Annotated in this window: 30 protein-coding genes and 1 pseudogene; 4 read left to right on the plus strand and 27 right to left on the minus strand. The window is 39.8% G+C overall.

Annotated elements, in window-relative coordinates:
• Positions 1–183: 183 nt before the first annotated feature.
• From ACQ96U_RS09620 to aroQ, 4 genes are read right to left on the minus strand one after another with little or no spacing between them, the layout of a single operon-like run.
• Entirely contained in the window at positions 184–1,581 is a 1,398-nt protein-coding gene (locus tag ACQ96U_RS09620) for a sensor histidine kinase (protein WP_431721029.1), read from the minus strand.
• Positions 1,559–2,239, minus strand: a complete 681-nt coding sequence (locus ACQ96U_RS09625; protein WP_431721030.1) for a response regulator transcription factor — start codon at positions 2,237–2,239, stop codon at positions 1,559–1,561. Before ACQ96U_RS09625 ends, ACQ96U_RS09620 begins: the two co-directional genes overlap by 23 nt.
• Positions 2,240–2,293: 54 nt before the next feature.
• Positions 2,294–3,049, minus strand: a complete 756-nt coding sequence (locus ACQ96U_RS09630; protein WP_431721031.1) for a transporter substrate-binding domain-containing protein — start codon at positions 3,047–3,049, stop codon at positions 2,294–2,296.
• Positions 3,050–3,086: 37 nt separating this feature from the next.
• A complete protein-coding gene (gene aroQ / locus ACQ96U_RS09635) occupies positions 3,087–3,578 on the minus strand; it encodes a gamma subclass chorismate mutase AroQ (RefSeq protein WP_431721032.1) in 492 nt (163 codons plus the stop codon).
• A 600-nt stretch (positions 3,579–4,178) separates the two neighbouring features.
• Here aroQ and ACQ96U_RS09640 point away from each other — a divergent pair.
• Positions 4,179–4,472 carry a putative quinol monooxygenase gene (locus ACQ96U_RS09640; protein ID WP_431721033.1) on the plus strand — a complete coding sequence of 98 codons (294 nt, stop codon included), beginning with the start codon at positions 4,179–4,181 and terminating at the stop codon, positions 4,470–4,472.
• 86 nt (positions 4,473–4,558) lie between these two features.
• Here the strand turns inward: ACQ96U_RS09640 and yidD are convergent, their stop codons facing one another.
• Both yidD and ACQ96U_RS09650 read right to left on the minus strand, forming a co-directional pair.
• Positions 4,559–4,870: a membrane protein insertion efficiency factor YidD gene (yidD, locus tag ACQ96U_RS09645; RefSeq protein WP_431721034.1), complete on the minus strand. Its 312-nt coding sequence runs from the start codon at positions 4,868–4,870 to the stop codon at positions 4,559–4,561.
• On the minus strand, positions 4,870–5,193 hold the full coding sequence (locus tag ACQ96U_RS09650; RefSeq protein ID WP_431721035.1) for a hypothetical protein: 324 nt from the start codon (positions 5,191–5,193) through the stop codon (positions 4,870–4,872). Before ACQ96U_RS09650 ends, yidD begins: the two co-directional genes overlap by 1 nt.
• Before the next feature lie 3 nt (positions 5,194–5,196).
• Here ACQ96U_RS09650 and ACQ96U_RS09655 point away from each other — a divergent pair, with 3 nt between their 5' ends.
• Positions 5,197–5,448, plus strand: coding sequence for a hypothetical protein (locus tag ACQ96U_RS09655; protein ID WP_431721036.1), 252 nt, complete (start codon positions 5,197–5,199; stop codon positions 5,446–5,448).
• Between the two features lie 3 nt (positions 5,449–5,451).
• Entirely contained in the window at positions 5,452–6,360 is a 909-nt protein-coding gene (locus ACQ96U_RS09660) for a hypothetical protein (protein WP_431721037.1), read from the plus strand.
• Positions 6,361–6,372: 12 nt separating this feature from the next.
• Here ACQ96U_RS09660 and ACQ96U_RS09665 read toward each other — a convergent pair whose 3' ends face one another.
• From ACQ96U_RS09665 to ACQ96U_RS09750, 18 genes are all read right to left on the minus strand, one after another.
• On the minus strand, positions 6,373–6,681 hold the full coding sequence (locus ACQ96U_RS09665; protein WP_431721038.1) for a gas vesicle protein: 309 nt from the start codon (positions 6,679–6,681) through the stop codon (positions 6,373–6,375).
• Positions 6,682–6,699: 18 nt separating this feature from the next.
• Entirely contained in the window at positions 6,700–7,032 is a 333-nt protein-coding gene (locus ACQ96U_RS09670) for a gas vesicle protein K (RefSeq protein WP_431721039.1), read from the minus strand.
• Positions 7,016–7,267: a gas vesicle protein gene (locus ACQ96U_RS09675; protein WP_431721040.1), complete on the minus strand. Its 252-nt coding sequence runs from the start codon at positions 7,265–7,267 to the stop codon at positions 7,016–7,018. Before ACQ96U_RS09675 ends, ACQ96U_RS09670 begins: the two co-directional genes overlap by 17 nt.
• Positions 7,268–7,310: 43 nt before the next feature.
• Positions 7,311–7,643: a gas vesicle protein GvpG gene (locus ACQ96U_RS09680; protein ID WP_431721041.1), complete on the minus strand. Its 333-nt coding sequence runs from the start codon at positions 7,641–7,643 to the stop codon at positions 7,311–7,313.
• A gap of 168 nt (positions 7,644–7,811) precedes the next feature.
• The gene (locus ACQ96U_RS09685) at positions 7,812–8,591 is read right to left on the minus strand and encodes a GvpL/GvpF family gas vesicle protein (RefSeq protein ID WP_431721042.1); all 780 of its coding nucleotides are present in this window, start codon (positions 8,589–8,591) and stop codon (positions 7,812–7,814) included.
• Between the two features lie 74 nt (positions 8,592–8,665).
• A complete protein-coding gene (locus ACQ96U_RS09690) occupies positions 8,666–8,977 on the minus strand; it encodes a hypothetical protein (RefSeq protein ID WP_431721043.1) in 312 nt (103 codons plus the stop codon).
• Complete coding sequence (gvpN, locus tag ACQ96U_RS09695) at positions 8,977–10,017, minus strand: gas vesicle protein GvpN (protein ID WP_431721044.1); 1,041 nt, start codon at positions 10,015–10,017, stop codon at positions 8,977–8,979. The genes ACQ96U_RS09690 and gvpN overlap by 1 nt, the downstream gene beginning before the upstream one ends.
• Before the next feature lie 12 nt (positions 10,018–10,029).
• A complete protein-coding gene (locus ACQ96U_RS09700; RefSeq protein ID WP_431721045.1) occupies positions 10,030–10,701 on the minus strand; it encodes a hypothetical protein in 672 nt (223 codons plus the stop codon).
• A 110-nt stretch (positions 10,702–10,811) separates the two neighbouring features.
• The gene (gene gvpA, locus ACQ96U_RS09705; protein ID WP_215820231.1) at positions 10,812–11,030 is read right to left on the minus strand and encodes a gas vesicle structural protein GvpA; all 219 of its coding nucleotides are present in this window, start codon (positions 11,028–11,030) and stop codon (positions 10,812–10,814) included.
• A 349-nt stretch (positions 11,031–11,379) separates the two neighbouring features.
• Positions 11,380–11,778 carry a response regulator gene (locus ACQ96U_RS09710; protein WP_431721046.1) on the minus strand — a complete coding sequence of 133 codons (399 nt, stop codon included), beginning with the start codon at positions 11,776–11,778 and terminating at the stop codon, positions 11,380–11,382.
• A 51-nt stretch (positions 11,779–11,829) separates the two neighbouring features.
• A complete protein-coding gene (locus ACQ96U_RS09715; protein ID WP_431721047.1) occupies positions 11,830–13,275 on the minus strand; it encodes an ATP-binding protein in 1,446 nt (481 codons plus the stop codon).
• 122 nt (positions 13,276–13,397) lie between these two features.
• On the minus strand, positions 13,398–14,072 hold the full coding sequence (locus ACQ96U_RS09720) for a GvpL/GvpF family gas vesicle protein (protein WP_431721048.1): 675 nt from the start codon (positions 14,070–14,072) through the stop codon (positions 13,398–13,400).
• A gap of 3 nt (positions 14,073–14,075) precedes the next feature.
• Positions 14,076–14,870, minus strand: a complete 795-nt coding sequence (locus ACQ96U_RS09725; RefSeq protein WP_431721049.1) for a GvpL/GvpF family gas vesicle protein — start codon at positions 14,868–14,870, stop codon at positions 14,076–14,078.
• Between the two features lie 37 nt (positions 14,871–14,907).
• Positions 14,908–17,052, minus strand: a complete 2,145-nt coding sequence (locus ACQ96U_RS09730; RefSeq protein ID WP_431721050.1) for a CDC48 family AAA ATPase — start codon at positions 17,050–17,052, stop codon at positions 14,908–14,910.
• Entirely contained in the window at positions 17,045–17,572 is a 528-nt protein-coding gene (locus ACQ96U_RS09735) for an Hsp20/alpha crystallin family protein (protein WP_431721051.1), read from the minus strand. The genes ACQ96U_RS09730 and ACQ96U_RS09735 overlap by 8 nt, the downstream gene beginning before the upstream one ends.
• 14 nt (positions 17,573–17,586) lie before the next feature.
• On the minus strand, positions 17,587–18,984 hold the full coding sequence (locus ACQ96U_RS09740) for a sigma-54-dependent transcriptional regulator (protein ID WP_431721052.1): 1,398 nt from the start codon (positions 18,982–18,984) through the stop codon (positions 17,587–17,589).
• Complete coding sequence (locus ACQ96U_RS09745) at positions 18,981–19,616, minus strand: hypothetical protein (RefSeq protein ID WP_431721053.1); 636 nt, start codon at positions 19,614–19,616, stop codon at positions 18,981–18,983. Before ACQ96U_RS09745 ends, ACQ96U_RS09740 begins: the two co-directional genes overlap by 4 nt.
• 896 nt (positions 19,617–20,512) lie before the next feature.
• Positions 20,513–20,914, minus strand: coding sequence for a hypothetical protein (locus ACQ96U_RS09750; RefSeq protein ID WP_431721054.1), 402 nt, complete (start codon positions 20,912–20,914; stop codon positions 20,513–20,515).
• A gap of 197 nt (positions 20,915–21,111) precedes the next feature.
• On the opposite strand from ACQ96U_RS09750, the gene ACQ96U_RS09755 reads away from it, so the two are divergent.
• On the plus strand, positions 21,112–21,933 hold the full coding sequence (locus ACQ96U_RS09755) for a substrate-binding periplasmic protein (RefSeq protein ID WP_431721055.1): 822 nt from the start codon (positions 21,112–21,114) through the stop codon (positions 21,931–21,933).
• A 196-nt stretch (positions 21,934–22,129) separates the two neighbouring features.
• On the opposite strand, the gene ACQ96U_RS09760 is transcribed toward ACQ96U_RS09755, so the two are convergent.
• From ACQ96U_RS09760 to ACQ96U_RS09770, 3 genes and pseudogenes are all read right to left on the minus strand, one after another.
• Positions 22,130–22,969: an ATP-grasp domain-containing protein gene (locus ACQ96U_RS09760; protein ID WP_431721056.1), complete on the minus strand. Its 840-nt coding sequence runs from the start codon at positions 22,967–22,969 to the stop codon at positions 22,130–22,132.
• On the minus strand, positions 22,941–24,299 hold the full coding sequence (locus tag ACQ96U_RS09765; RefSeq protein ID WP_431721057.1) for a KamA family radical SAM protein: 1,359 nt from the start codon (positions 24,297–24,299) through the stop codon (positions 22,941–22,943). The genes ACQ96U_RS09760 and ACQ96U_RS09765 overlap by 29 nt, the downstream gene beginning before the upstream one ends.
• Positions 24,300–24,860: 561 nt before the next feature.
• Positions 24,861–25,233 (minus strand): annotated as a pseudogene (locus tag ACQ96U_RS09770) (DDE-type integrase/transposase/recombinase); the annotation flags it as partial.

The raw sequence follows: 25,233 nt of genomic DNA on the forward strand, positions 1-25,233 counted from the left end.
ATGGGGATATCATAACAAAAAACTTGGCATTTTTGAGGTAGGAATACTTGATATACATTAAAACATATACAACACGCTAACACAGTGTAACAGTCATATTGTCAAACATTAGACAAATACGCCATCCAAACTCATATCTAAAAATTTGTATCAAAATCAAACCAGTACGTGATTCCAATACAATCAAACCTGTGAGTCCAACTTTATTTTCACTGTTAAACCATGATCCCCTTCTAGCAAAATTTGCGCATTATGGTATTTGCAGATTGCTTTTACCATACTCAGCCCTAACCCACTACCCTGAACACGATAATGCTTTTCCATACGATAAAAACGTTTGAACACATTTTCACGTTCATGCTCTGGAATGCCTGATCCACTATCAGCGATACTCACTGTGGGTTGATAATGATCATCTAACGAAATCGTTATACGACCACGTGTTGGGGTAAACTTAAGTGCATTATCAATAAGATTAGATAAAGCCTGGAACCATAAATTGGGATTACCGGCCTGCCATACTGGTTTATCACAGAGCTGCCAGTGACACTTTATCTTATGATCTTCACACACAGGCTGATACATTTCTTTCAAATCAACCATCAATTGTCGGTAATCAAATTTTATGTCTCTTTGTTCAAAAGACTTTGATTCCAATTGCGAAATGGTCATTAGTGATGAAAAGTTTTTTTCTAGTCGTTCAATTTCACTTAATAGTAATTCAATATCTTTATGTTCAATCTTTTTTTGATTAAGCAGAAACTCAAGCTGCCCTCTCAACCGAGTCAACGGGCTTCGCATGTCATGGGCTATTTTAGCCGAAAAATCCTGCAAATCGTTGATTTTAGAATTAGCCGATAGTAGTAATTCATTAATTCTTTGGAAGACTTGCTTAAATTCCCCAGTCGCCATGGCAAAATGAAGCTGTATATGCGGAGACTCTTTCGCTAAATCGCAATACCGGAGTATATCATTAACCTTTCTTGACTGACGATATTGTAGAAATATACCCAGTATCAACGCCACAATAAAAGTACAGATAACAATATAATAAATTAAGGTTTCTATATGTTCTACAAACTCAATCGCGTCATTCGCATTGGTACCTATTTTAAAAATACCTCCATCAGAAAGCTTAAATATATAGACAAAAAAATTCGTATCGGCTACGTCAATCATTTCAAAACCTTTCCATACGGGCTGAATAACTGGTTTTGAGGTAAACTGATGTAGATTAAAATAGAGTACTTGCTTATTGTTATCTATAACCTGAACATAGATATTACTAATCAAGTATTTTTCATTAAATGATTGATTTAAATTTTCAACTAATTTCTCAACGAACTCACGAGAGGAAAGTCGCACGACTTTATTACTTTTTTTATCGTAAAGCAGTTCATCAATAACCGGATCAGCCAGGTCCATAACCCGTTCTGCCAACTCAGCCAGAATAGCATTATTGACCTGTGGATATAATAAACACCAGGCCACCGTTATAACAAACCATAAACCCAAACAGGCAAATAATGGCAGACGAAAAAGAAAGTGTCGCATAAAACTAACGGGGTGCTTTGATGGCATAACCAGCCCCCCTAATGGTAAGAATGAGTTTTACCTTATGGTTTTTATCAATTTTTTGTCTAAGTCGGCTAATATGTACATCAATAATATTAGTCTGGGGATCAAAGTAGTAATCCCAAACCTTTTCTAGCAGCATTGAGCGGGTCACAACCTGATTAACATTTCTGACCAGATATTCTAGCAACCGATACTCTCTCGGTTTTAGTTGAATCTTCTCACCCGCACGCTCAACCTCATGAGTAATCTGATTTAATGTCAAATCATGTACTTGCAAAAATGGCTCGTCGACAGTATTTGTCTTATAACGACGATATAAAGCCTCAGCACGAGCCAATAATTCAGCAAACGCAAATGGTTTACATAAATAATCATCTGCACCCACTTCAAGTCCTTCGACCCGTTGATTAACATCCGTCAATGCCGTCACCATCAAAACGGGTGTATGAATTTCTTGTTGACGAATTGATTTTATGAGCGCAATCCCGTCCAATCCTGGCAACATACGATCAACAATTAACAAGTCGTATTGCGTAGAAGCACACTGAATCAAACCTGATGGTCCCGTATCCGCAGAATCAACTTGATGTCCAGCATTTGTTAAATAATCAACAATATTACCTGCTATTTTTGGATCATCTTCTATAACCAGTATCTTCATGGGATGGTCTCTAACAGACGGTTAAATCAAGTTTTAAATGATTGCAAAAAGTGGCTAGGGATCTATTTTCCATTTATGTTTTAATGTATCAATATTCATAGCCGATAACCAATCATTTACCTTTGTTAATAGCACTTTGCTATCTTTTTGTACCATATAAACTTTGTAACTATCTGTACCCACAAATGGTTGCGCATTCGCTACACAAAGCTTGTTTTGATGCAAGCGACTTTGATAACGACCTTCAATTAAGTCTGTTACCATTACATCCGCTTGTTTGTTCAGTAACATACCAAAGGGCACAAAATTATCTTTTGCATTAATAACGGTTGAATTTAACAACCGGGATTTTACAAATCGTTCGTTTGTTCCACCAGGATTAACAACCACTTTCACAGAAGCATTGTTAATCACTTTTTCTGATGTATAGTGCATAGAATCTTCACACCGAACCAAAGCAATTTTACCATTTTCGATCACTTTTGATGTCAATAAAAATGCATTAGCACGTTCTTTAGTATAAGTGATCCCCCCCATAGCAATATCAAACTTATTATTTTCGAGGTCTTGAGATAACGTTGGCCATGAAGTTTTTATAAAGACCACCTTCAAACTTAATGCTTTACCCAATGACTCAGCCATATCAATAGCAAACCCTTGGAGCTTACCTTCATTATTAGTAAAGCTAATAGGCGCATAATCTCCCGTTGTTCCAACACGAAGTATTCCTCTTTCCTTCACCATTGACCAATCATCACCATAGCCATTAACTGCACATAACAAAGACATAAAAAAAATAATTTTTTTCATAGCACTAAACACCTATAAAAATAAACAGCGATCAGACTTACTCTTCATCATTCAGTCTGATCTGTTTCAGACTTTCAAAAAGATAGCGCTTCTCGGCATCAGATAAACTGTCGTTTGAAGTCATCCGAATAAATTGGTCCCACTCATTTTCTGTAAATGGTCCACTGGTTTCAAGCTTTTGTTTTATTAAATTAATAAGCTGTTGTCCCAGTTTATTTAATGCTGGACGTACGTTTCCGTTTAAATCTCTCACTAACTGAACATCGACTACATCCTGACAAATCAGCGTTTGTGCAAAATATCTATATTGAACTAACTTAGCGGCAACCATTAACATATTAAAAAAATTGGCTAATGATTCTTCATTTAATCCGTGCTTATAAGCAACATATTTACTGTGCACGAGTATTCGCTTTTCTTGTAGAATATCTTCAATAGGCTGATTATGATGAATTTTGTATAAAGCCACATCTAACACAAGTAATAATCGTTGATTGATAATACTACAAATCTCTTTCATTTCACTCATCAGATAACAAACCCTAAAACGCTTTGGTATGGGTAACGGTTACAAACTCAATCGCGACAGGAATAACACTATGATTTAACGGCAAAGTGAAATTTATATTTTCAATCCTTCTCAAAGGATAAAGCTATAATAAATGTCACACTAAAAATCTTGTGCTTTCTAATACTCAACCATTGGTTATGCTATATACATAACGAAGGGTTTTTATCCCCCCCATAGCACAAAGGGACGGCCGCCAAGTGATGAAGCCACAAAACAGTGAACGCCATCACAAGATTCGATTGAATCATAACCAATCATGATTCCATTCCTTATAAGTAATTTCCGCAAGCACGTTACAAGTTACCTGATAATTAATAATTGTTAATCAACCCCCTCACCCGCTAAACAGCTGTTTATGGGCTTATTGAGTCACTTTGGTCAGTTGCCTTTGTAAGCTTGTCGCTTTATTAAAAATAGTTAATCTTTCATCTCGTCCGTAATTTGTTATTTTGGGTACTGTTAAGTAAAGTAGATCAGCAAAATCCAAACACCAATAGATTGATTATATAGTTTTAAACAGATGTTTAACCTTTGATTACAACTAATAAAGGGAAAATAATGAAAAATATTATTGTCATAGCAAAAGTGGAATCTTTACCAGAACACCAAGATTATATCCAAGATGAGCTATTGAAGCTGGTTAAAGCATCAAGACAAGATACTGGTGTTATTCAATATGATTTACACCAAAATATTAATAACCCATGTCAATTTGTATTTTATGAAATTTGGGAGAGTGAAGCATTATTGGAAGAGCATGAAAAACAGGAGCACTTAAAAGCGTTTATTAAAAATACTGAACAAAAACTCAAATCAATCGAAATTGAAAAGCTACATAAGGTCGAAGCATAAACTGAAGTGACCTCTAAAAACACACCATGAACTCTTCCCAAGCAGCTTGTTTGCCGCATCTTTGCGGCAAACTATTCCAACGTACGTTATCCATTACCATCGCCCCCCATCGAAATACAGCAATCAACAACGGGCATATCTAAACAGCAATAATAAGGATTGTCTTTTTTCCTTGGTTGTTTATCTTTTCTTTTGCTATCTTCTAAATGCTGGCTAGCCATAGCACAACGTAAAAACTGTTTTTTTATGTCTTGATAACCTCTCAAAAACCCTCGCCGGGCAATGATTTTACTTACAGCAACAGAACAAGAATCACGCTTATTAAGTACCGCATGAGCACAGCGGAATCCTTTATAAGGTGAAAGATACTGCTGATAAAGTTTGATTAAATATAACACTAAATGAAGACAACGAATGTCCAGAGCACTTCACGATGGGTATGAGGGAAAACACGACGAATAAGGCTATTTACTCCGCCCGTGTCAGAAGGCCATCCATGGCCTCTGCCACTCACACTGCTCCCGGCAGTTGCTTCGCAAACAACCTCATCCGTCGTTTTGCCAGCATTTTGCTTTGGGTGATGTTTTTTAAGGAAAGGGGGATGCCCAAATGAACACTTGTTGTATTTCGATGTAGGCCGGTGGGAGACAAAGGCTGGATAATGCTCGTCAAACTGTTTGCCGCAAGGATGCGGCAACCAAGCCTCCAGGGAAGGATTCACGGCGTGTTCGATGAGCGTTATCCAGCCTTTGAACAATGGTATTTTAGGAAAGCATTTCAAGTCTTGAGCCAAGAAGTAAGCACAATAACGGCTGCTTTTAATTTATTTTTGCTTTATTTTGTGGTTACTTTACTATGGGATTGCAACAGACAAAGAATAAATAATCTCAGTAGAACTATCTATTCTTTGCTTTGCTTCAAACCTTTTGCATTTTATGATAACCTACAAGTATTGGCACGGACAAGCCTGGATTAAAACATGCGTATTTCCACTTTAATTTTACTCGTTATAGCCAACACCGCTTCCGCCAAAATACAGTTTAACTGCAACGATACTAAAAACATTGATGCAGGAAAAATAGCAGAATACATCAAAATCATTGATACGCAAGAAATGATGTCATCACCCTCCACAGTATCAATACACTACCAGCGTTTATTTGAACGTTGCGTTCAGAACCGCCAACCGATTAAATCATTAAATAATAAAGCGTTGGATAGCCTTTTTCGCAGTATGATATCCATTGCTTTTTATACTGAAAATAAAAATCACGTGGACTACATGCGATCTGTTTTTGATGAGAAATTAACGCGTGGTGATCGAAATAAGGATGCCATTGAAAGAATGCATAGCGCCTATATAAGTGTGCGTCAATTCGAGCAAGCAAGACAACTTGAATATACATTTTCTGATATAGGGCTACCCATCACGCCGAGTATTGAGTTACTCGAAACGCACGAGCGAACACTACTGAGACTGGCCGACAATGGCAAAAAACTGGTACAAGAGACTTTTAGTTTTCCTAAAGGTGGTTATGTGGTTGTCGTAAGTTCACCCATGTGTGGTTTTTCACGCCATTTTATGGAATGGCTACGTAATCAGCCCAGCCTGTTCAATATTTTTGCCAAGCATTCAATCTGGATAACACCAGTGGATGGCTATTTTAATATAGAAGAAATGCAGAAAAGTAATAGACGAAATAAGCCCATTCACATTAAATATACATATTCCAGCTCAGACTGGCCAGAAATTACATATTGGGGTACTCCTACCTTATATTTTTATAATAATGGCGAGTTAAAAAAACAAATTATTGGCTGGCCTAAAGAAGGTCGAGGTCAGGAGGTATTAGCAGGGCTGAAAGAAATTTCTTTACTGAAGCAGTGACAAATTATCGATTTAATTTGATGACTGACTAGCCAGTTGCTGTTCGAGTTTTTCAAGCCTTTTTTCCAGTGGCGAGGAATCTTTATTTTCAAGCGTTCCAGGGGCAAATACAGGGTTACCGCGCCACCAATCCAGTCCCATTTCCACAGCCTTATCCACGGAACAAATCAGCAGCCGAATTTCAATGGTCAATAATTCGACATCCACCAGCTTAATACGAATATCACCGCTGATGACCAAACCTTTATCCAATACCCGCTCTAACAAGTCAGCGACTGTTGTGCTATCCGTTGAATGAGTCAGCGATTGTTGACCGCTCATTTTACCTACCTTTGAAAATTAGAAAAGCTTACCTAATGGCCCTAAATCTAAATTGAGGTCATCATCATTCAGATTAAACACCTGCTTTAATCGATCAATTTCCTCCTGCTGTTGCATCAGTGTCATACCTAAGCGCTCAATCTCTTCTTCTGTTAGCGACCCCGCATCCATACGCCGAATGGCTTGTTGCTCCATTAATTCATGCAGCAATTTAATCAGCGTCAATGCCAGCTGTGCTAAACCATTTTGTAAAGGTTCTCCTCCCAACGTCACCTTAACATCAGGGCTGGGTGTAACGCTGTCTCGCTGAGCAGAAGTAAAATCACCTGGTAACTCAGATAGCCTCGTCATACTGACTTCCTGTTCTCTCAGAAATTACCTGATGATCATTTCGTGTTTGGTTTGCAAAGACACGTCCTGTTTCGACTGAGGTAATCAGTGCCTGTAAACTAATATAAATTAAATCAACATTAGCCACTGAAATACTAATATCAGCCACAACAACAGCACCTTTATTTAGAATTCTATCCAACGCCTCACATAATGAAATATGCTGCTGTTCTGCTTCAGTCTGAAAACGAGCCATTCCCTACTCCGCTTATTCCGAACACGCTGGATAAACCATACACTTAATCAACCAGCTCTTCTTCCTTCTCTTTAGTTAAAGCCTGTTGAGCCGAGTCTACTTGCTCATTTGTTTTTTGCAGCTCGTCGTCATCAATTTGTTCATTTTCTTCTTCAGCTTCCAATTCATCTAGACGATTGAGCAACAACTCTTCCTGTTTATCAAATTCATCCTCAGTGATGCGATGGGTCTCTAACTGGCGATAAAGCTCTGCGAGTGCATCACGAATACGTTCACTCTCTTCACCTTGTTCCTCTACCGCTTTTTTATGAATTTCGCGAAAAATCCACATAACCCCTTTTGCAGGGGATAATAAAATGTCATCCAGAAGTAACATATAGTGCACCTCCTGTGTCCTACTTTCGGGCACCTCTAAAAATGCACTTTTTCCGTGAAAGCTGTGTCAGCGCTGTACTCGGATCCTCATGTATTCCTTATACATTGTGGTCCTCCGCGCAGTGCTTCCTTGCTCTCATAAAAAAATTACTATTTTTAAAGATGCTCTTTAAAGTACAGTCTGCTTCTGGGGAGTTTGCAACTCTAAATCGACAAAGCTATGGGGTGCCCATGGACCAGTGTAATTAAAGAGATAATCATTGTTAAATAATTTTGATGCTTCAAAAATTCCTTTTTCAAAATCATCTTGCTCATCTTTTTTAACAAGACATGAGATATTCATGACCTCATTATTTACCTTTGGTGTACCCACACTAATTTCAGTGCAATAATCCTGCAATACATCAACAACAGTATCTGTGTATTGCTTTCGCTCTTCCATCAGTAGCTGATCAAAAATTCGTCCTAACTCAATTTTTTCTGCACGAGAAGCCTCTCTGCCACCGACCATAATACTATCTCTTGCTTCCCGTAATAATGGATGCGTTGCCACAAAATATTCATAGATATTATCTACATCCCAGGTGACACGCAGCCCCATTTCTACTTGTCCCCAAACACGCTGCATTTGTTCTTTGATTAACATTATATTTGCCGACATTAGCGCTTTAACTGCCATACTATTTTGCGCGACAATACCAAAGCGCATCGGCAACACACCATTGCATTGACGCATTAGCTGCTCAAGAACTTCTCTGTGAGCCATAATATTACGGCGGTCAGGCCTCACTCGGCTTTTATCCAAATCACTGACGATAGCGGCGATATCATTACAAGCCAAGCTATATACCGTACTTTTGTTCACCCCTCTAACATTGAAAATACTCAAGTCAGTTGAATCAACCAGCGCATAGATAAATTTATTTTTATTGCTGGATTGTGTACTCATTTTTAACACCCATCCCTGTCAATGATTTTGTTATGCTTGACCTATCGTTAATGGCTTAATTGTATTCGAGTAATTCAGTATTTAATGTTGAAACCCTTTTTCTTAGCGGTTCGAGTAGTGGCTGCTTTGGCAACTTTTGATTGTGGAACAACATCTACCGCCTCTAACAGCTCATTAATTTCAACATTAATCTTTGCTAAACGCTGGTCAATTTCAGCCACTTTTTTTAACGCAGCTTCACGCTCCATTTCTCGACGCCACCGCTCCAATTCTAAAGCACCTACTTGAAAATAGTTGATATAATGGCGACCATCACATCCTTTATGATGAGTAGCCGATTTTAAATTTGACAATGTCTTGGGCGGTCGACTTGTTTTTATGACCACTATGAATCCCCCATTACTTTTTTAACTTGAGTAGTCAACGTCTTTTTGGTCGACGAAGTCCCTCCTTGTTTACTTCTATTTGTTCTTACCGATAAAGGAGGACATACCTGAGTAATGATTTGGTCTACCATTTTGTTAAAAACAGAACAGTTTTCATGCTGGATTTTAGCCGTTTCCATACTAAGTACGTCATAACACACATGATGAAAAAAGTGGTCACCACTACGCGGCTTATGTCCTGCTTGATGGAGAATTCGTGCGATCGCAATGCCAGCCCTCAGTGAGGGTCGCACTTGGTGATCATGATAACTTCGAAGCTCACGCACAGTATCCACGATATACATCGCTTCTTTTTCTTCCAGTCCTGATTTTGCACAAATCACTTTCAGTTCTGTGTTACGGTCAGGATGATCCAAACGCAAGGTGATCAACCTATCCATCAATGCATCTTGTGTCTTATGTGTTCCCGCATATTCCTCTGGATTCGAGGTAAAAATGGCCCGAAAATTTGGGTTAACCGTTAAATAGCCCTCACCCGTAGACCTTAACCCTGGAAGATTGAGAATACCCTCAGACAGAATAGATAACAGCACATTATTTGTTTCAGGCCGAGAACGATTAAATTCGTCATACACTAACGTATCACCATTCCGACACGCTGTGGTCAGCCGATTATCAACCCAGACCTTACGCATTTCTTCCTGGGTTTTCACTACTGAGTGAATATAATTATCCACCAGTTTACTGCGATTAAAACCACTATTATCCGAACCTATCAGATCCGAGGTATCAAACTCAGCATTGCCATGAATCAATGTGACAGGTTGTCCCCAAAGGGCTGCCAAATGAAAGGCGAGTGTCGTCTTACCTGTACCTGAGGGCCCCGCAATATGGACGGGATAACCACTGTGAAGATACATCAAGGCACGCTCAACAATGGCATCAATATAAGGTGTGGACACATAAGAATCACTGGCTTCGGGTACCACTTGGTCACTGTCTGAAGACATTTCAGTAGATACACCGTTTATCAAACTCATGTCCGCCACTCCTTATTCGGTCTCAGGTTTATTATTTTTCTTGTTTCGAATTGTGGAACTTTGAGAGCGACGAGCACTTTCAGCAGGTTCTGCATTTACATCTTCTGTCGCAGATTGCAACGTATTTCTAACATTATCAGCAACGCCTGTTAAAATTGACTTCGTCGTTGCTAACTCTTCCTGCAGCTGATCCCGAGCTTCAGTGACTTCTTGCTTTAACTGCTCAGCAATGTAATCCTTAGTAATGTTTTCTTGTCGTGAAACACTTGCTTTATGCGGTACAGGCTTATGCTTGTAAGCACCTGACTGATGTCTTTTTGCTTCTTCGTTTAAACGAAATTGACGAAACTGATTGAGTTGCTGGTGAATCCCCTCACGCATATTGGCAAGATATTCAGCACGATCTGTTGTACGTGCACGACTACCCTCAACCCGCTGCTGTTGAAAATGTCTCAACATTCTTGATACATCAGAGGCCAGCGTAGTGACATACTGCAACCTGTCCCGGGCCTCACGACCACTTTTACTCAGCCGCTGATTCTTGACCTGTTGCATGCTCTGGTTTACCTGAGCACTGAGTTCAAGACTTTGATTTCGTATTTTTTTTAGTATTTCCTGACGTTGCTGCCGCAGCACTGCAATATCATGCTTCAGCTTGGTCATGTCATTTGCAATCGCACCCATATCACACCGCTCCTTAGCACTTGCTACAATCCAAATTGAGTTATGAGCAAAGGCGAGCGTCCCCTTCTGGCGTATACCAGAGGGGGACGCTCGCTATATAAGTCATTTTATTATGCTGGTGCGGCTGCACTGGCAGTTAAGCCAATCGCTTCAGCATATTTAAGATAAGTTTCAACAGAAGCAATCACTACACGAGCCTCAACAGATAGCAATTCAATGCCAACGAGTGATACTTTTACCCAAGCATCAACCACAATACCTTTATCAAGGATGCGGTCTACGACTTCTGCCAAGCCTGAAGAATCAGTAGATTTTGCAACATTAGCCATTATACATCTCCTTATTATGAGTAGGTGAAAGGTTCATAAGAACCTCCTTCTCTTGTGCAACTGTGACGCCAACAATAAAATCTACTAGAGATGAAATTTAACTCTTTAAAAATAAAAGAAAATATTTAAATCCCAAAGTTATAATCTAGTTAACTCGTTAATCATACCTCTAAAAAGTATGGTCTCAACGCCATACTATGGTGTTTTCTCCATAGTGATTTATGGTATACACACCATAATCTGAAATATATTCTCGTGTGGGTATACAAAATGTGTACGCTATTATAAATAGAATGACAAAGTAGTTTTTAGGGTCTGTTAAGAAAAGTCTGGATTGTGAGGATAAGCGCTATGGATTGTGCGCATAAAATTGATTCGCGAGAGGTATAAGTACATTTAAAACATCTTCATTTTTAAATGGTTTGGCAATAAAACCATCAATAATACCCTTCGATAAAGCAGTAGTAATCACAGGGTCATCGCGGTAATAATATCCTGTCAAAAAAATAATATGAGTATCAGGAAATATCTGTTTTATACGTTCAGCCAACTGTAAACCTTCAACATCAGGTAACTTAGCATCAAGAAAAATAAGTGGATAATGTTTACACTGAACGTGTTCCATCGCTTGTAGACCCGTATCCACCATAGTGACCTGGTAGCCTTTACCCGTAAGAATTCGCTTAACTGCCCAGCACATATCCGCTTCATCATCAATTAATAGAATAGAAGCATTTTCTGGTAACATCCTTTTACTCCCTTATGTCTTTTCTATACTCACAGCAAAGGGTAAGGGTACTCACAGTTTTGGCAGTCGTATGGTAAAACGACTTCCCCAGTCAGGGCTGCTATCCACATCAATTGAACCCAGGTGCTGCCGAACAATCGAATAACAGATCGATAACCCTAATCCTGTACCCTCCCCCACAACAGATGTTGTATGAAAGGGATCAAAAATTCTTTCAAGCATATTACTTGGAATACCAATTCCTGTATCACTCACCTCAACAAACACTTCTGTATCTGAATGATAAACCCGAATGGTTAACTCCCCCCCATTAGGCATAGCATTGATGGCATTTAAAAATAAATTCATAAAAACCTGTTGTAAAAGCGTTGGCTCTCCTCGAACCATAATTTCTTTACCATCAAACTGTTTATTGACTGTAATTTTTTTTAGACGGGACTCATTTTCAATAAGCGTTAATGTTTGATAAATAACTTCGACTAAGGCGACCTCTGCCATATCCGTCTTAGTGGAGGGGCGGGCAAACCGCAACAGATTTTCAATAATGGCTGATGTACGCTGAATACCTACACAAATTTTATGAGCACATTCTTTCCGAAAGGTTTCTTCTAAATTATCTTCTAACAAAAACTGGGCAGCTGAAGAACATACGGCTAACGGATTACGAATTTCATGTGCAATTCCACCTGCCATTACACCAAGCGCTGCTAGCTTTTGCGACTGGCGTAACTGTAATTCCATTTTCTTTTGCTCAGTTAAATCACGCCCTACTGCAACAACACCAATCGTTTTACCGTGATCATCCTTCATCGGAGATAATACCCAAGACACTAAAATACTACTGCCATTCGTTTTAATCAGCGGCCATTCAGCTGTACGAGAAGAGTCTTCTGTCAGCATTTCTGCCAACATTTTTCGTACGTCTGGCTGATGCGTCTCAGCACACCGTTCCAAAAACTGCGTATTTTTTACCGAAAAAAAACTAAAACCCGTTAACTGTTCAGCTGCCAGGTTCCAAGTCAATATTCGCCCTTCAATATCAATTGATAACACCATATCATTGGCACTGTTTACCACCGAAGCCAGGTGACGTTCAACTCGTCTCACTTCCTCAGATAACCGAACCTGCTCAGTAATATCTTCAAGCAAAATCATAATTTGTGGCCGGTGACCAGCCACTTTAATCGGTTGTAATGAATAATAATAAATACGCATGGGTATTCCCGGCGCACGATAGGTCATCCGTTGACCATGAAGAGGAACTCCACTTTTAGCTACATCCTGAATACGGCCTTCAATATCCGTATTTTCGAGAATAACCCTAGGAATGACTTCAGCAAGTGGACGCCCCAATGTATTGCTGGCACTACGACGCCCTTTTTCTAAAAAATTCCGGTTTGCAGACTGAATACGGAGTTTATCATCCACAACCAACACTGACGCCTGAATAGCATCCAATAAAGCATGGTAAAATAGACTATTATAATCGTTATTCATAACACTCCTTTTTTTCAGTCTTTACCTTTCCAACTCTGAAACGTTAGATAAATGCTTTAAGCACGACAAGACACTATTCGTATGCTGTCTTTTTCGAGTCACTCATTGCAAAAAATAGGAAGCTAACAATGAACAAAACTATAAGGTGGCCAAGGTCCTGTTACTTGCCAGTCAGGATTATTCGCAAGGACCTTTTTTAAAACCATTTGAAATTGTGATAATTGATTTCTTGGCACCAAGTAAGCAATGGAAAGTGTACGCTGAACAAAGCGTGAAGAAACTTCACTAAAACGGCGTCGATAACATCCTGTTACCACATTTTCTAACTCAGCTTCCGCCAGTGCTAACTGATCAGGTCGATATTTTTGTCGACACCACTGTAAATAGGCTGCACCAGATACAGGATGCGTATTTTGCTGAATGTCATCAATGGGAATACTCACCCCCATTTCGACACAGCCTTGTACCTGCCTTAACCATGTCTGATACTGACCAGCCTGCTTTTCCAGTGTATTTCGCAGTACATCTTCATTAGCGAGTAAGCTGCCATAACGAATGGGCACAATGTCTCTTTGCTGATGAATATCTGCAATGACCCGTCCATAATCCAATACCGCTTGCTGATCTGTTGGTAACTGACTCACCTCCCTGACTAAAGCAGCGAGTTGACCGTGTTGAACCCAAAATAACGGCTGTTGCTGTATAACACCGTTATTTTCAACAGCACGATCAGGTAAAGGCATTGCCTCTAAACGACAGGCTTCAGTACTGACGACTCCATAAAGCAGTAATGCCACAATTTACGCCCCTGCATCACGGCAAAAACTATAAGGAGGCCAGGGACCTTTACATATTAGATTTAACCCATATTTTTTGGCTTCTTCCTGCTGCGTTGCTAACTCAGTAAAAAAAGATTGTTCATGCTGCCGAGAAACTAAAAAAGCCCAGTTCACTACTTGATGATCCACCGTTTGCCGTTGACGATCATAGAAGTCACGAACATTAACAGTCAGCGCAGTGACTACCCTATCCATTTGCGAAGCTAACCAACGATCAGTACTCCGTTCCAGTTCCCGTCTTAACCGCTGAACCTGTAAATGACGACGACCAGGCGACTCAGAAAGATGACTGGGCGCTTGCTGTAAAGCCTCTGCCACACGAGCATCCAGCGCAACAGCACGATCTAAGATCCCTTGTACGCCCCACTCACAACAACCCGCCACCCGCTTTAGGCCATTGGCTATCATTCGGCGCTGAACCAGCATCGTGTCCATCAGCTTTTGAGGGGAAGAAAATAATGAGCCAAACGTTACGGGAAATACATCACCCTGCAACATAAGGGCTTCCAGCACGGCGTCATGACGCTGCGCATTTTGTGTCAGCCACTGAACATCTTGCAGTTGGGCCTCGCCCTTAGGCCCGGTAAAGTCATGGGCTTTTACTTTACTGACATAGGCGGTTAAACCAACATGTGTACAGCTCATTATGGGTTGATATTCATTCAACCCAAATAAATTGGCGGGGACAGCGTGAGCACCTGATTGAAAACCATAGAGGTATAATGCTTCATCAGGTGCAAGTTGAATCGCCTGCATTAGGCACTCCTTTTCCTGGTGCAGGTTTAGCTACTTACTAAGATAACGACTCTTCCTCTTTTGCAGGAAACACTTCTGCCAGGGCTGTTTCAAAGTCTTCAGCAGAAATCGTTACCTGTAGATCCTCCACTTTGCCTGTTGAGGACTTCTCCACGGCTCGTCGAATCGCAAACAGTGCTGCACGATTACATACTGCTGCTAACTCAGCACCACTGGCTCCAGGGGTACGTGCTGCCAGTGCTTCCGGTTGAATACCTGCCGCTAAAGGTTTATTACGCAAGTGCACCGCCAGAATGGCTTCCCGATCTTTTTGATTGGGTAACTGCAACGAGACAATTTCATCAAAACGTCCTGGTCGTAACATCGCTGAATCAATCAGGTCAACCCGATTCGTTGCCCCCATGACGAAGACACCTTTCAGTTCTTCCAGGCCATCCATTTCTGCTAAAAACTGGCTCAATACCCGAGCAGAGACATTAGAATCTGCTCCTCCTGCATGACGAGCAGGAATCAAAGCATCCACTTCATCCAAAAAGATAATGCAAGGTGCTGCTTGGCGAGCAGTATGAAAAACTTCCCGCACCCCTCGCTCTGACTCTCCCACATAGCGCGACATCAGCGCAGGGCCTTTCACCGAAATGACATTGACGCCACTCTCGTTGGCTACTGCCTTGGCAATTAAGGTCTTACCCACACCTGGAGGCCCTCCAAGTAATAGTCCCTTGGGTGGTTGCACCCCCGCCTTTTTAAACAATTCAGGGTATTTCAATGGCCACTCAACCGCTTCGACCAATCGCTGCTTCACATAATTAAGTCCACCCACATCGTCCCATGAAACATTGGGGACCTCGACAAACACCTCCCGAATAGCGGAAGGCTCAACATCCCGCAAAGCACAGAGAAAGTCATCCATTGAGACAAACATTTGCGAGAGCTGTCGGTAGGGTAATTCCGCCAGATTAAAGTCAATATCAGGCAACAGCTTTCTTAACGCACTCATGGCTGCCTCACGACAAAGTGCTTCCAAATCTGCCCCTACAAAGCCATGAGTCAGATCTGCCAAGTGATCTAAATCCACTTCATCCGCTAATGGCATACCACGACTGTGGATTTCCAGTATCTCTCGTCGTCCATCTCGATCAGGAATAGGAATGCTAATCTCCCGATCAAACCGACCTGGTCGCCGTAATGCAGGATCAAGGTTATTGGGCAAGTTCGTGGCCGCAATCACAATGACATTGTTACGCCGGGTTAAGCCATCCATTAACGCTAATAACTGCGCAACGACCCGCTTTTCTACATCGCCTACTACTTTTTCCCGATGTGGTGCTATGGCATCAATTTCATCCAAAAAAATGATACTGGGACCTTTACGGCTGGCTTCTTCAAAAATTTTACGAAGATGCGCTTCACTTTCACCATAAAACTTATGAACAATTTCCGGACCACTGACAGAGAAAAAACGAGCATCACTTTCCTGGGCAATAATACGAGCAATTAACGTCTTACCACAGCCAGGAGGTCCATGCATCAATACACCTTTAGGAGGAGCAATACCAAGCCTGGCAAATGCTTCAGGGTAACGAAGCGGTAACTCTATCATTTCCCGTATACGATTAACCTGACGGCGAAGTCCACCCACATCTTCATAAGACAGTCGTTGTGCAGTATCTGTACTCTTATCAACAGCTTGACCCACTATTAATGTCGTCGTTGGGTGAATAACAACAGTTCTTCCTGGGGAAACCTTTTGCACACGAAAATCAGCAGAACGGCTGGCAAACAGCGACACCCGAATAAGATCTCCCTGCCGTACAGGTAAGCCATCTAATAAACTGCCGATATAATCCATATCTTTTGGTTTTGGCGTTACAGTTGTTGGTGTAAGCGTAATTTTATCCGCTGTCACCCACGCCACAGATTCCACCTGAACTTTTTCACCCAGCCCTACACTGGCATTAGCACGAGTAATACCATCAAGCTGAATCACACCCTGTCCACGCATATCTGGATACGCAGGCATCACGCGGGCAACAGCACTACCTCTGTCGCCTTTCACTTGAATAATATCGCCAATTTTTACCCCAAGCCGTTCAATGTCCGACGGATCAATTCGCGCATTGGCTCTTCCCACATCTTTAGAGAGTGCTTCTGCGACTTTTAGGGTTATTGCATCACTCATTGCTTTCCACCCGTTTTTTCAATAACACCTCTAAAACCCCGTTATTACACTGGGTGCTAATACCCTCATTGCTGCACTCATGTGGTAGTAACAACTCCTTGTAATACTTTTTATTGTCCCTTTCGGCATGGATCGTCAGTACATCGCCATGAAGATTTAATGTCACATCATTTGGACCAATACCAGGTAACTCAGCAATAATCTGAATGATGTCACCTTCATCAAACACATCGACAGAAGGCTCAGCGGTTTCTCTCACGGCTGACTCACTCATACTCGATGTGTCTTCTTCCTTGTCAAAAGGCGTCACCTGTTGTTCATCTTCGGTGAGCCCTACTTTGACTGAAACACCATAGGATCCTTTAATATCTCGACCATCATGGGTTTTACTTTCAAATTCACCGCCTTGCTTTAACTGTTCACCTTTTTCTGCCAAGTCGCCTAACTTTTCTACTAAGTCTCCCAACCCGCGTAGAATGCCCTCAACGCCACCAACCGACTTATGTTTTTTATCACTCATCTCCTTTTCTCCCCTCAAATACCTAACTTTTTGAGTTTGGTATGAATGGTTTTATAGTCGATATGAAGCAGACGCGCTGCCTCTGCTTTATTACCTCCTGTTTGATTTAACGCCTGTCTAAGAATGGCAGCTTCAAGTCGTTGTTTATAATCGGCAACCATTTGTCTGAGTGATCGCTGCCCAAGCTCTATGGGTAAGTGCTGAGACACTTGCATCTCATCAAGGCAATGATCATCCTTTCGAAGCCTGATATCACTCACACCCACTTCTCGCGTCACATTCAAAACAGCCCGTCTGATTACACCGCGCAACTCTCGTACGTTGCCCGGCCAGGAAAAATCCAACAATTTTTGTTCTGCTTCTGGCGTAAATCCTTTAACGGATTTATTCAATTCTTGGTTACATTCTTTTAAAAAACGGTGAGCTAAAAATAGAATATCATCACGACGCTGACGAAGGCTCGGCAAACGCAAGCTAAAATCATTGAGACGATACAGCAGGTCTTCTCGGAAATGGCCTTCCCTTTCGGCCTGTTCTAAATCCACATTGCTGGCAGCCAATACCCGGACATTGATAGGTATATCTCTAACCCCACCAACCCGGCGAATTACCCGTTCTTGCAATGCCCGCAATAACAAAGCCTGTGCATTGAAGGAAAGGTTAGCAATTTCATCCAAAAACAGCGTACCACCATTAGCAGCTTCAAAGCGTCCACATTGCTGCCTGTCCGCACCAGTATAAGCACCCTTTTCATGCCCAAAAAACTCATTCTCCATTAAGCTTTCTGAAATGGCTCCACAATCTACCGCAACAAAAGGTCCGTCAGCACGTAAGCTATGATGATGAAGATAACGGGCAATAAGCTCTTTACCCGTGCCAGTCTCACCCTGAATAATTACAGAATAGTCGGTGGCTACTACCCGTTCCAGTTCTCGACTAAGTACATTTACTTCAGCGCTTGGACCCATTAATTCAGATAAAGACTCTCCAGGTTCACTCTGCACAGACTGTTTTGTATTTTCTCGTTCTACATCAACTGACGCCTTATAACTGGATAACGCCTGATTAACCGCCAAAATAAGTCGCTGATTTTCAAAAGGCTTCGGTAAATAATCAAAAGCCCCCGCTTTAAAAGCACCCACAGCATCCAACACACCGGCATAAGCACTTATGACAATGACCGGTACTTCATAATGAAGACTTTTTATGGCTCGTATTACATCTAAACCACTCTTGTCGGGTAATCTCACATCCAGTAAAACGGCTGCAGCCTGACGATTAGCCAACCAGCTTAAAGCGGCGTCACCATTATGAACAATGCAGGTTTTCATCCCCTCTCGGTTTAAGACCATAGACAACATCTGGCATAGATCACTGTCATCATCCACAATTAATATCGGCTTTTGCATCATTTTGCTGTTCCCTGACTTGCTTCGGGCCTGCCAATAGGATAGATAATCTCGATATCACTGCTGAGTTCTGCTTCAATACAGTGCATCATTCCTAAAAAAACAATACCAACCTCTCCAGCAGCCAAGGTTTTATTAATTCTTTCTGCAATAAACTGATCACGCTTTCGTAAAATTTCTGCAGCAGCTTTACCATCAGTTATTGATTGTCCACCTTGTTCCATCACCCGCTTAGCCAAATGGTACTCCTCTAACAATAAGTCAGGAGACTCTGTTCCCATCACTTGAGCTCCGTTATCCATCAAGTGCTGTACAATGGTATGATTACGGCTCCCCTGCTTAACTAAGTCACTGACGATCTGCAGTTCATGGTCACAAATAGGTAATGCATCCTGATAAATACGTACCGTGCATTTACACGGTAAAAGTGACAATGCTTCCTCTTCCACCAAATCCCAAAAACGAGCTATCGATGCGACATGGGTACGATTGTCTTTAGATTTATGTTTTTCCTTAACATGAGAGGCCAAGCTACCCATATCCTGAACAGTATGAACAATAGGAAAATAAAACAAACGACGATTTTGCGCTTGAGGCCTTATTTCGAGTGATGTGCTACCATTTTCCTCTTTCATCGAAGACTCCCTATATAAAGCCGTACAATCCACGCTGATTTTTTGCAAAGGGCATATAAGACTTATTGTTATAGTTTAAGCATGAGCATTTAGCTAAAAATCTCAAATGCAATACTCGTCAGTTAACAAAACAATACAAAAGAGAACACCGTGAATTTATGGTCGTCAAATTAGATTTCATTCAAAGTTTATTAAAAAATTTTTCTTTTGGACCACATTAAATTTATGTACAAAAACTGTCATTCTTCAGACAAAATAAAGCAGTATTACAAACCAGATTTAACAAACATATAATAACCAAACAAAACTCATTAACCGAAAACAAAAAAATTTAAACAACAAAAAATAGCTTTAATAATTATTTTTAACATACTTACAAAGGGGTATATACCCACACCGAAGGATTTTGATTGTATTATCAAAAAAGGAAACCACAGGGTAACGCTGTCAGGGCAATTGCATCTAAAAATAGTTTGTGGTGAATAGCGATTGTACCAATGCATAAATTAATTTATTCTTTCCACAGTAGAAAAACGTCCTTAGCCTCTATAGTTCGCAGTGTTCCCAGCACCTGTTTCAAAAACAAATTCATTGCAAACCTACTTTTTACAATAATCCAATCACGTTTAAATTAACAATAATGATATTTTGATGTATGATCTTGATAAGAAAAAGGCTGGATAACATACGTTGAACTATTTGCCGCAATGATGCGGCAAATATGCCTAAAGTATGTTTGATAGAAACCTTTGCCCTACCCACCATGATAGACAAATTCTACCATTTCATATTAATATGTGGATAAAAAATGAGTACAGTTTTGCTAGGGCCTGTTAACACTTTATAGGCTAAGCGCAAAGAATAGAACATCATATAAAAGTAAATCCTAATGGGTATTACTTAAAGCACGATGTAGGACTCAAATAACACCTGTAGGGTAACTTTGTGCCTGTATACTTACCTTTCGCTAAGCCGAATGTTCCGTCATTCTTTATTATCTTAAAAATGTAAAATTCTCCATTCTCATGCTTAGGCTGAGGTAAATATCCATTATTACACTGGCTTGCTACTGCAAGGTAATCATCCTCTGTTACTTCAAATGTTAAAATACCTTTAGTATTTCGTTCAATTAGTTTCCACTCACCATAAATCGTTTCTTTAGTTCCATCACCATTTTTTAAAACGTAATGCTGATCATCATATGCTTTTACACATAACACATTAGTCCAATTTGCAAATACCTTTGAGGAAAATATTAAAAACGCCAGTACAGATAGTTTTGTAGCATACAATGTCACAGCTATAACCTTAAATTAACCTGTAAAAAACAGCCAATTTACTTATAATCCCTTCATCATTTTATGATTCAAATCAACCTCTTAAAACATTTAAATAAAGTTGTTCTACAAAGTAGATTTTTTGAACAACTATAAAATACAGCTACCCTCTTAAAAAAATTATTTTAGTCAGTTGGTTATTAAAAGAAGCATTAGTTATGGATGTAGGTGCATTTTGTTCTATTCTAATTATTGTAAGCAATCTGTTTATCTTACTAAAAGTAACAAATAAACACATGAAGAGTAAGTTTCTATTAATAGTAGCACTAACCGCTTCAATATCTGACGCCACTGAAGTGACCGTTGTCGGTAACGAGTCTATGCCTTTTAATGGACTCATATTGGACAAAACCAGCAATGGTACAAAGTATAAAAATAGTGGAATGGCATTTGAAATATTAGAAGAAGCAACCAAACATGGTGCACCTACGTTTAACTATAAACTTGGCTTACCATGGAAGAGGGCCCAGCATCTCATCCATAAAGCGGGCAATACACCAGTTGCAATCATTCCCTTTACACGTACTCAAGAACGAGAAAAAAATTATACGTGGATCGCTATGCTCTTTACTTACCAAACCAGGATTTCATTATATAAAGCCTCTAAAACAGTCACATTAGAGCAGCTACTCAATAAACAAGTTGGCATTATTACGGCTTCAGCTCACATTCCACTTTTAAAACAATTAGGTTTTAAACATATTATTTACGTTAAAAATGCAATTACCAACTCAAGATTATTAAAGTTTAATAGAATTGATGCTATCGCAGAGTCTCAATATGTAGACATTTATAATTGGAAACAGTCTGGTTATAATGTAAATGATCTCAGCTTTATTCCTATTGGAGACATAAGAAAGATATATATTGCCGCCAACTTACATTTCCCTACTGAGATCAATACAAAAATTTCCAGTGCTATAGATAAAATGAGATTGAATGGCAAACTACAGGAAATATTGAATAAGTGGGAAAAATAATATAAGACTCAAAGTCTCAGGTCTTAAAAGACCTGAGCTGAACCCCTTCATTTAAATAAACAACTGATGAAATCGATTTGACTATAATGGTGGGATTGAATCTATGAGTCACACCGTTTATTTATAGTTCATTTAGAACAACTAAACTTCACGCTTTGCGCCTAGATTAGCGCTTTTACCGTCATAACAGTGATATTCAAATAGTGTTAACAGGCCCTAACAACTGTTGGAAAATATTTTCATACATTTGTATAACAGGATTCTCTCCATTAAACTGAATAAAGTGGTTAAAACGCGCACCAGAATTTAACTCAATCAGAAAAAGTTTACCCGTTATATCTCTAATGATATCCACTCCGACCATAATGGCCGGTATATGCTGAAAGATAGGCTCAATAAACGTCTGTAGTTCTTTTAAAAGAGATGGATCCGTTATATGTTTTGAACAACCACCAGGCAAGTTCCAATAACCCGCTTTAAAGTTTTTTTGGTCTGTATAACGTTCGTAAGCTAAAACCAGTTTTTTGTTAAAGAAAACGGCTCTATACTCCTCTTGAGTATGGATAAATGTTTGGGCTAAAGCAACGTAGTCGTATGAGTTTGATTTTTTATCAAAAATAGTTTCTAAAGCCAGAACGAGTTCTTGCTTAGCATTACAAAGAAATACATTCTTTGATAATGCACCACTATTTTTCTTTATTACCATGGGGTAAACTAGCTGCTGTTCAATAGACTCAACCATTTCATCTAAATTTTTAAAACGTACGTACTCTGGATAACTATCTGCCACACTAAAATCTAAAAAACCCAGTGTTTTAGGCATTTCAATAACATTTTTTAGTATGTGATAGGTATGTTCCTTGTCCAAACAAATTTTTCCTACAGACTCTGAATTAAATGGCGTATAGCTTTTTTGGAACAAATAGTGCTGACCTGGAAGCTCTACTCTAATGAGGTTGCCATCATAATCAAGTTGTGAGAATGGAATGTTTAAATTATTTAATGCTTTAGTAAGACAAACTAGCTGGGGTAACATCTAAACGCTTCCTTTTACTTGATAGTGGTTTAAACGCATTCGATTCGAAAAAAAATTCCTTTTTCCCAAAGGCCGGTACTAACTCATCAAACCAGCAAGCTCGCTCATCATATTGAGCGAAAAAAATCTTATTGCACCAGTCAGGCGTCCTACTTTGGAGAAATTTTAGCTGTATTACTTTTTCACCCGCAATTTCATCTATACCTTCTATGGTAATTTTACCAGGCGTCGCGGACATCGACGGACCTCTCACCGTGCGTGCAAGTCCTGAAACATCTTGATAAGCATCTCTAAATATTTCAAAAGCCTTTACTAAAGGTGTTTCAAAATAGGCTTTAGGCCCGGTATCTCGTTCAATAAACATATAATAAGGAATCATGCCAAGTTGAACTTGTGTTTGCCACATTTTTTTCCATATACCTGCATCATCATTAATATGCTTAAGCATTGGAGATTGACACCGAATATTCGTGCCTGTAGATAAAATACGTTGAACTGCTTTGCGCGTAGCCTCAGTATTTAACTCTTTCCAATGATTAAAATGAGCCATAAATGCTAAATGCTTGCCAGAGCGGTTAACATCTTCAAACAACTTTAAATAGTTATCGGCATCCTGATCAGAAATAAAACGATATGGCCACAGTGATAACACTTTGCTACCAATACGAATATTTTGGATATGCTCAAACCCAACACCCAGTAAAGGTCTGATAATGGATTCAATTCTTCGAAAGTTCATGACCATAGGGTCTCCCCCTGTAATCAATACATCAGTAACTTCCTTATGTTTTCTTATATACTCAAAGAAACTTGGAGACTGTTTACTTGCAAATTTTAAACTGTTATCTCCAGTGAATTGCGGCCAACGAAAGCAAAAGGTACAGTAAGTAAAGCAGGTTTGACCAGCAGCAGGAAAAACTAACACCGTTTCTTGATACTTGTGCTGGATTCCAGGTATTGGTATACCTTCCAGCGTAGGAGTATTATGTTCAAGTTGTCCTGATGGATGCGGGTTAAGTTGTAGTCGAATTTGGTTAATCAAGTATTTAAACTCAGCTGTACGAGCCTTACGCTTAATAGCATTTTCAACGCTTTTAAACTGTTCTGGAGAAAGGAAATCGCGCTGTAAAAAGCTCAGCTTAAACATTGGATCATCAGGTACTTTTGTCCAATCAATCAGCTCATCAACGACATAGTTATTGATACGAAAAGGCAGTACTTTTCCTACTACATTAATCGCATACTTTAACTCATCACTCAGCAAGCGTACCTGAGGAATACACTCATAATTATTAATACTATAATATTTAATTCTTTGCTCTTTCTGCATCTTGATTAACACATCTTAACCCACACTTATAATTAACTTATATTTCTATACTTTTTTGATGAGCAGAGTGTTGACTGAAATCAGCTGATAAAGTCTACTAACTTTACAGATTAGATTAACCAAAATAGTTCACAAGGCGGCTTACTGCTCAATCCCTAAGCCTATTTTATACTTTTCTCCTAAAAGTAAATTAAGCACTGTATAAAAATAAATCACTTATACTTTTTATACCAATTACAGGTAAAGGTGATATATAGTATCTTTTTCAGCATAACTTAGCAAAAGTCTATTCTTTTAATTAGCTACCAATATAACAAACAACGAATATAGCATACTTCAACGATTGTCCTTCAGGTTAATTGCATATAAAAATAGTTTGTGATGAGTATAGATTGTGCCAATGCCCCCCTCGGCTGCGTGCGTGACTCCCCCTAGCTCTTGCTGTTAGCCTTTTCCTGCATCGCAAATGGTTCAGAAGAAGCACCATGGAAACCGATTGTCTTGCAGAGAAAGCGCCACCTAAGCCATCGCCATCCAGTGCACCTGTCGCGACTGTACTGGTCAACCCAAATTGGACACATTTAGTTGAGAATTTTCAAACTCTATGGGTGACAAATCACCATTGGCAGAATGCAGTCTGCTCTATGTTGTAATACTTCATATAAGCCGCCACATCTTGTTTCATAAATTTCCTCGTTGGCTGACTCACCTTAAAAAGCCAATCGTGTTTCAAGCTACCAAAGAAGCGTTCTACAACAGCATGACCCCACATCGCCCATACTAGCTCGGATACTATAACAGCTTACAATATCGCTTGCTGGTATACTGTGAGCCACGATCACTGTGAAATACAAGGCCTTTAGGCGGTTGGCGCAGGTTATAGGCTTTCATTAATACTTTGCACACCAAATCGGTTGTCATCCGCTTATCGATA

The organism is Zooshikella sp. RANM57 (assembly GCF_050749885.1).
GTDB lineage: Bacteria > Pseudomonadota > Gammaproteobacteria > Pseudomonadales > Zooshikellaceae > Zooshikella.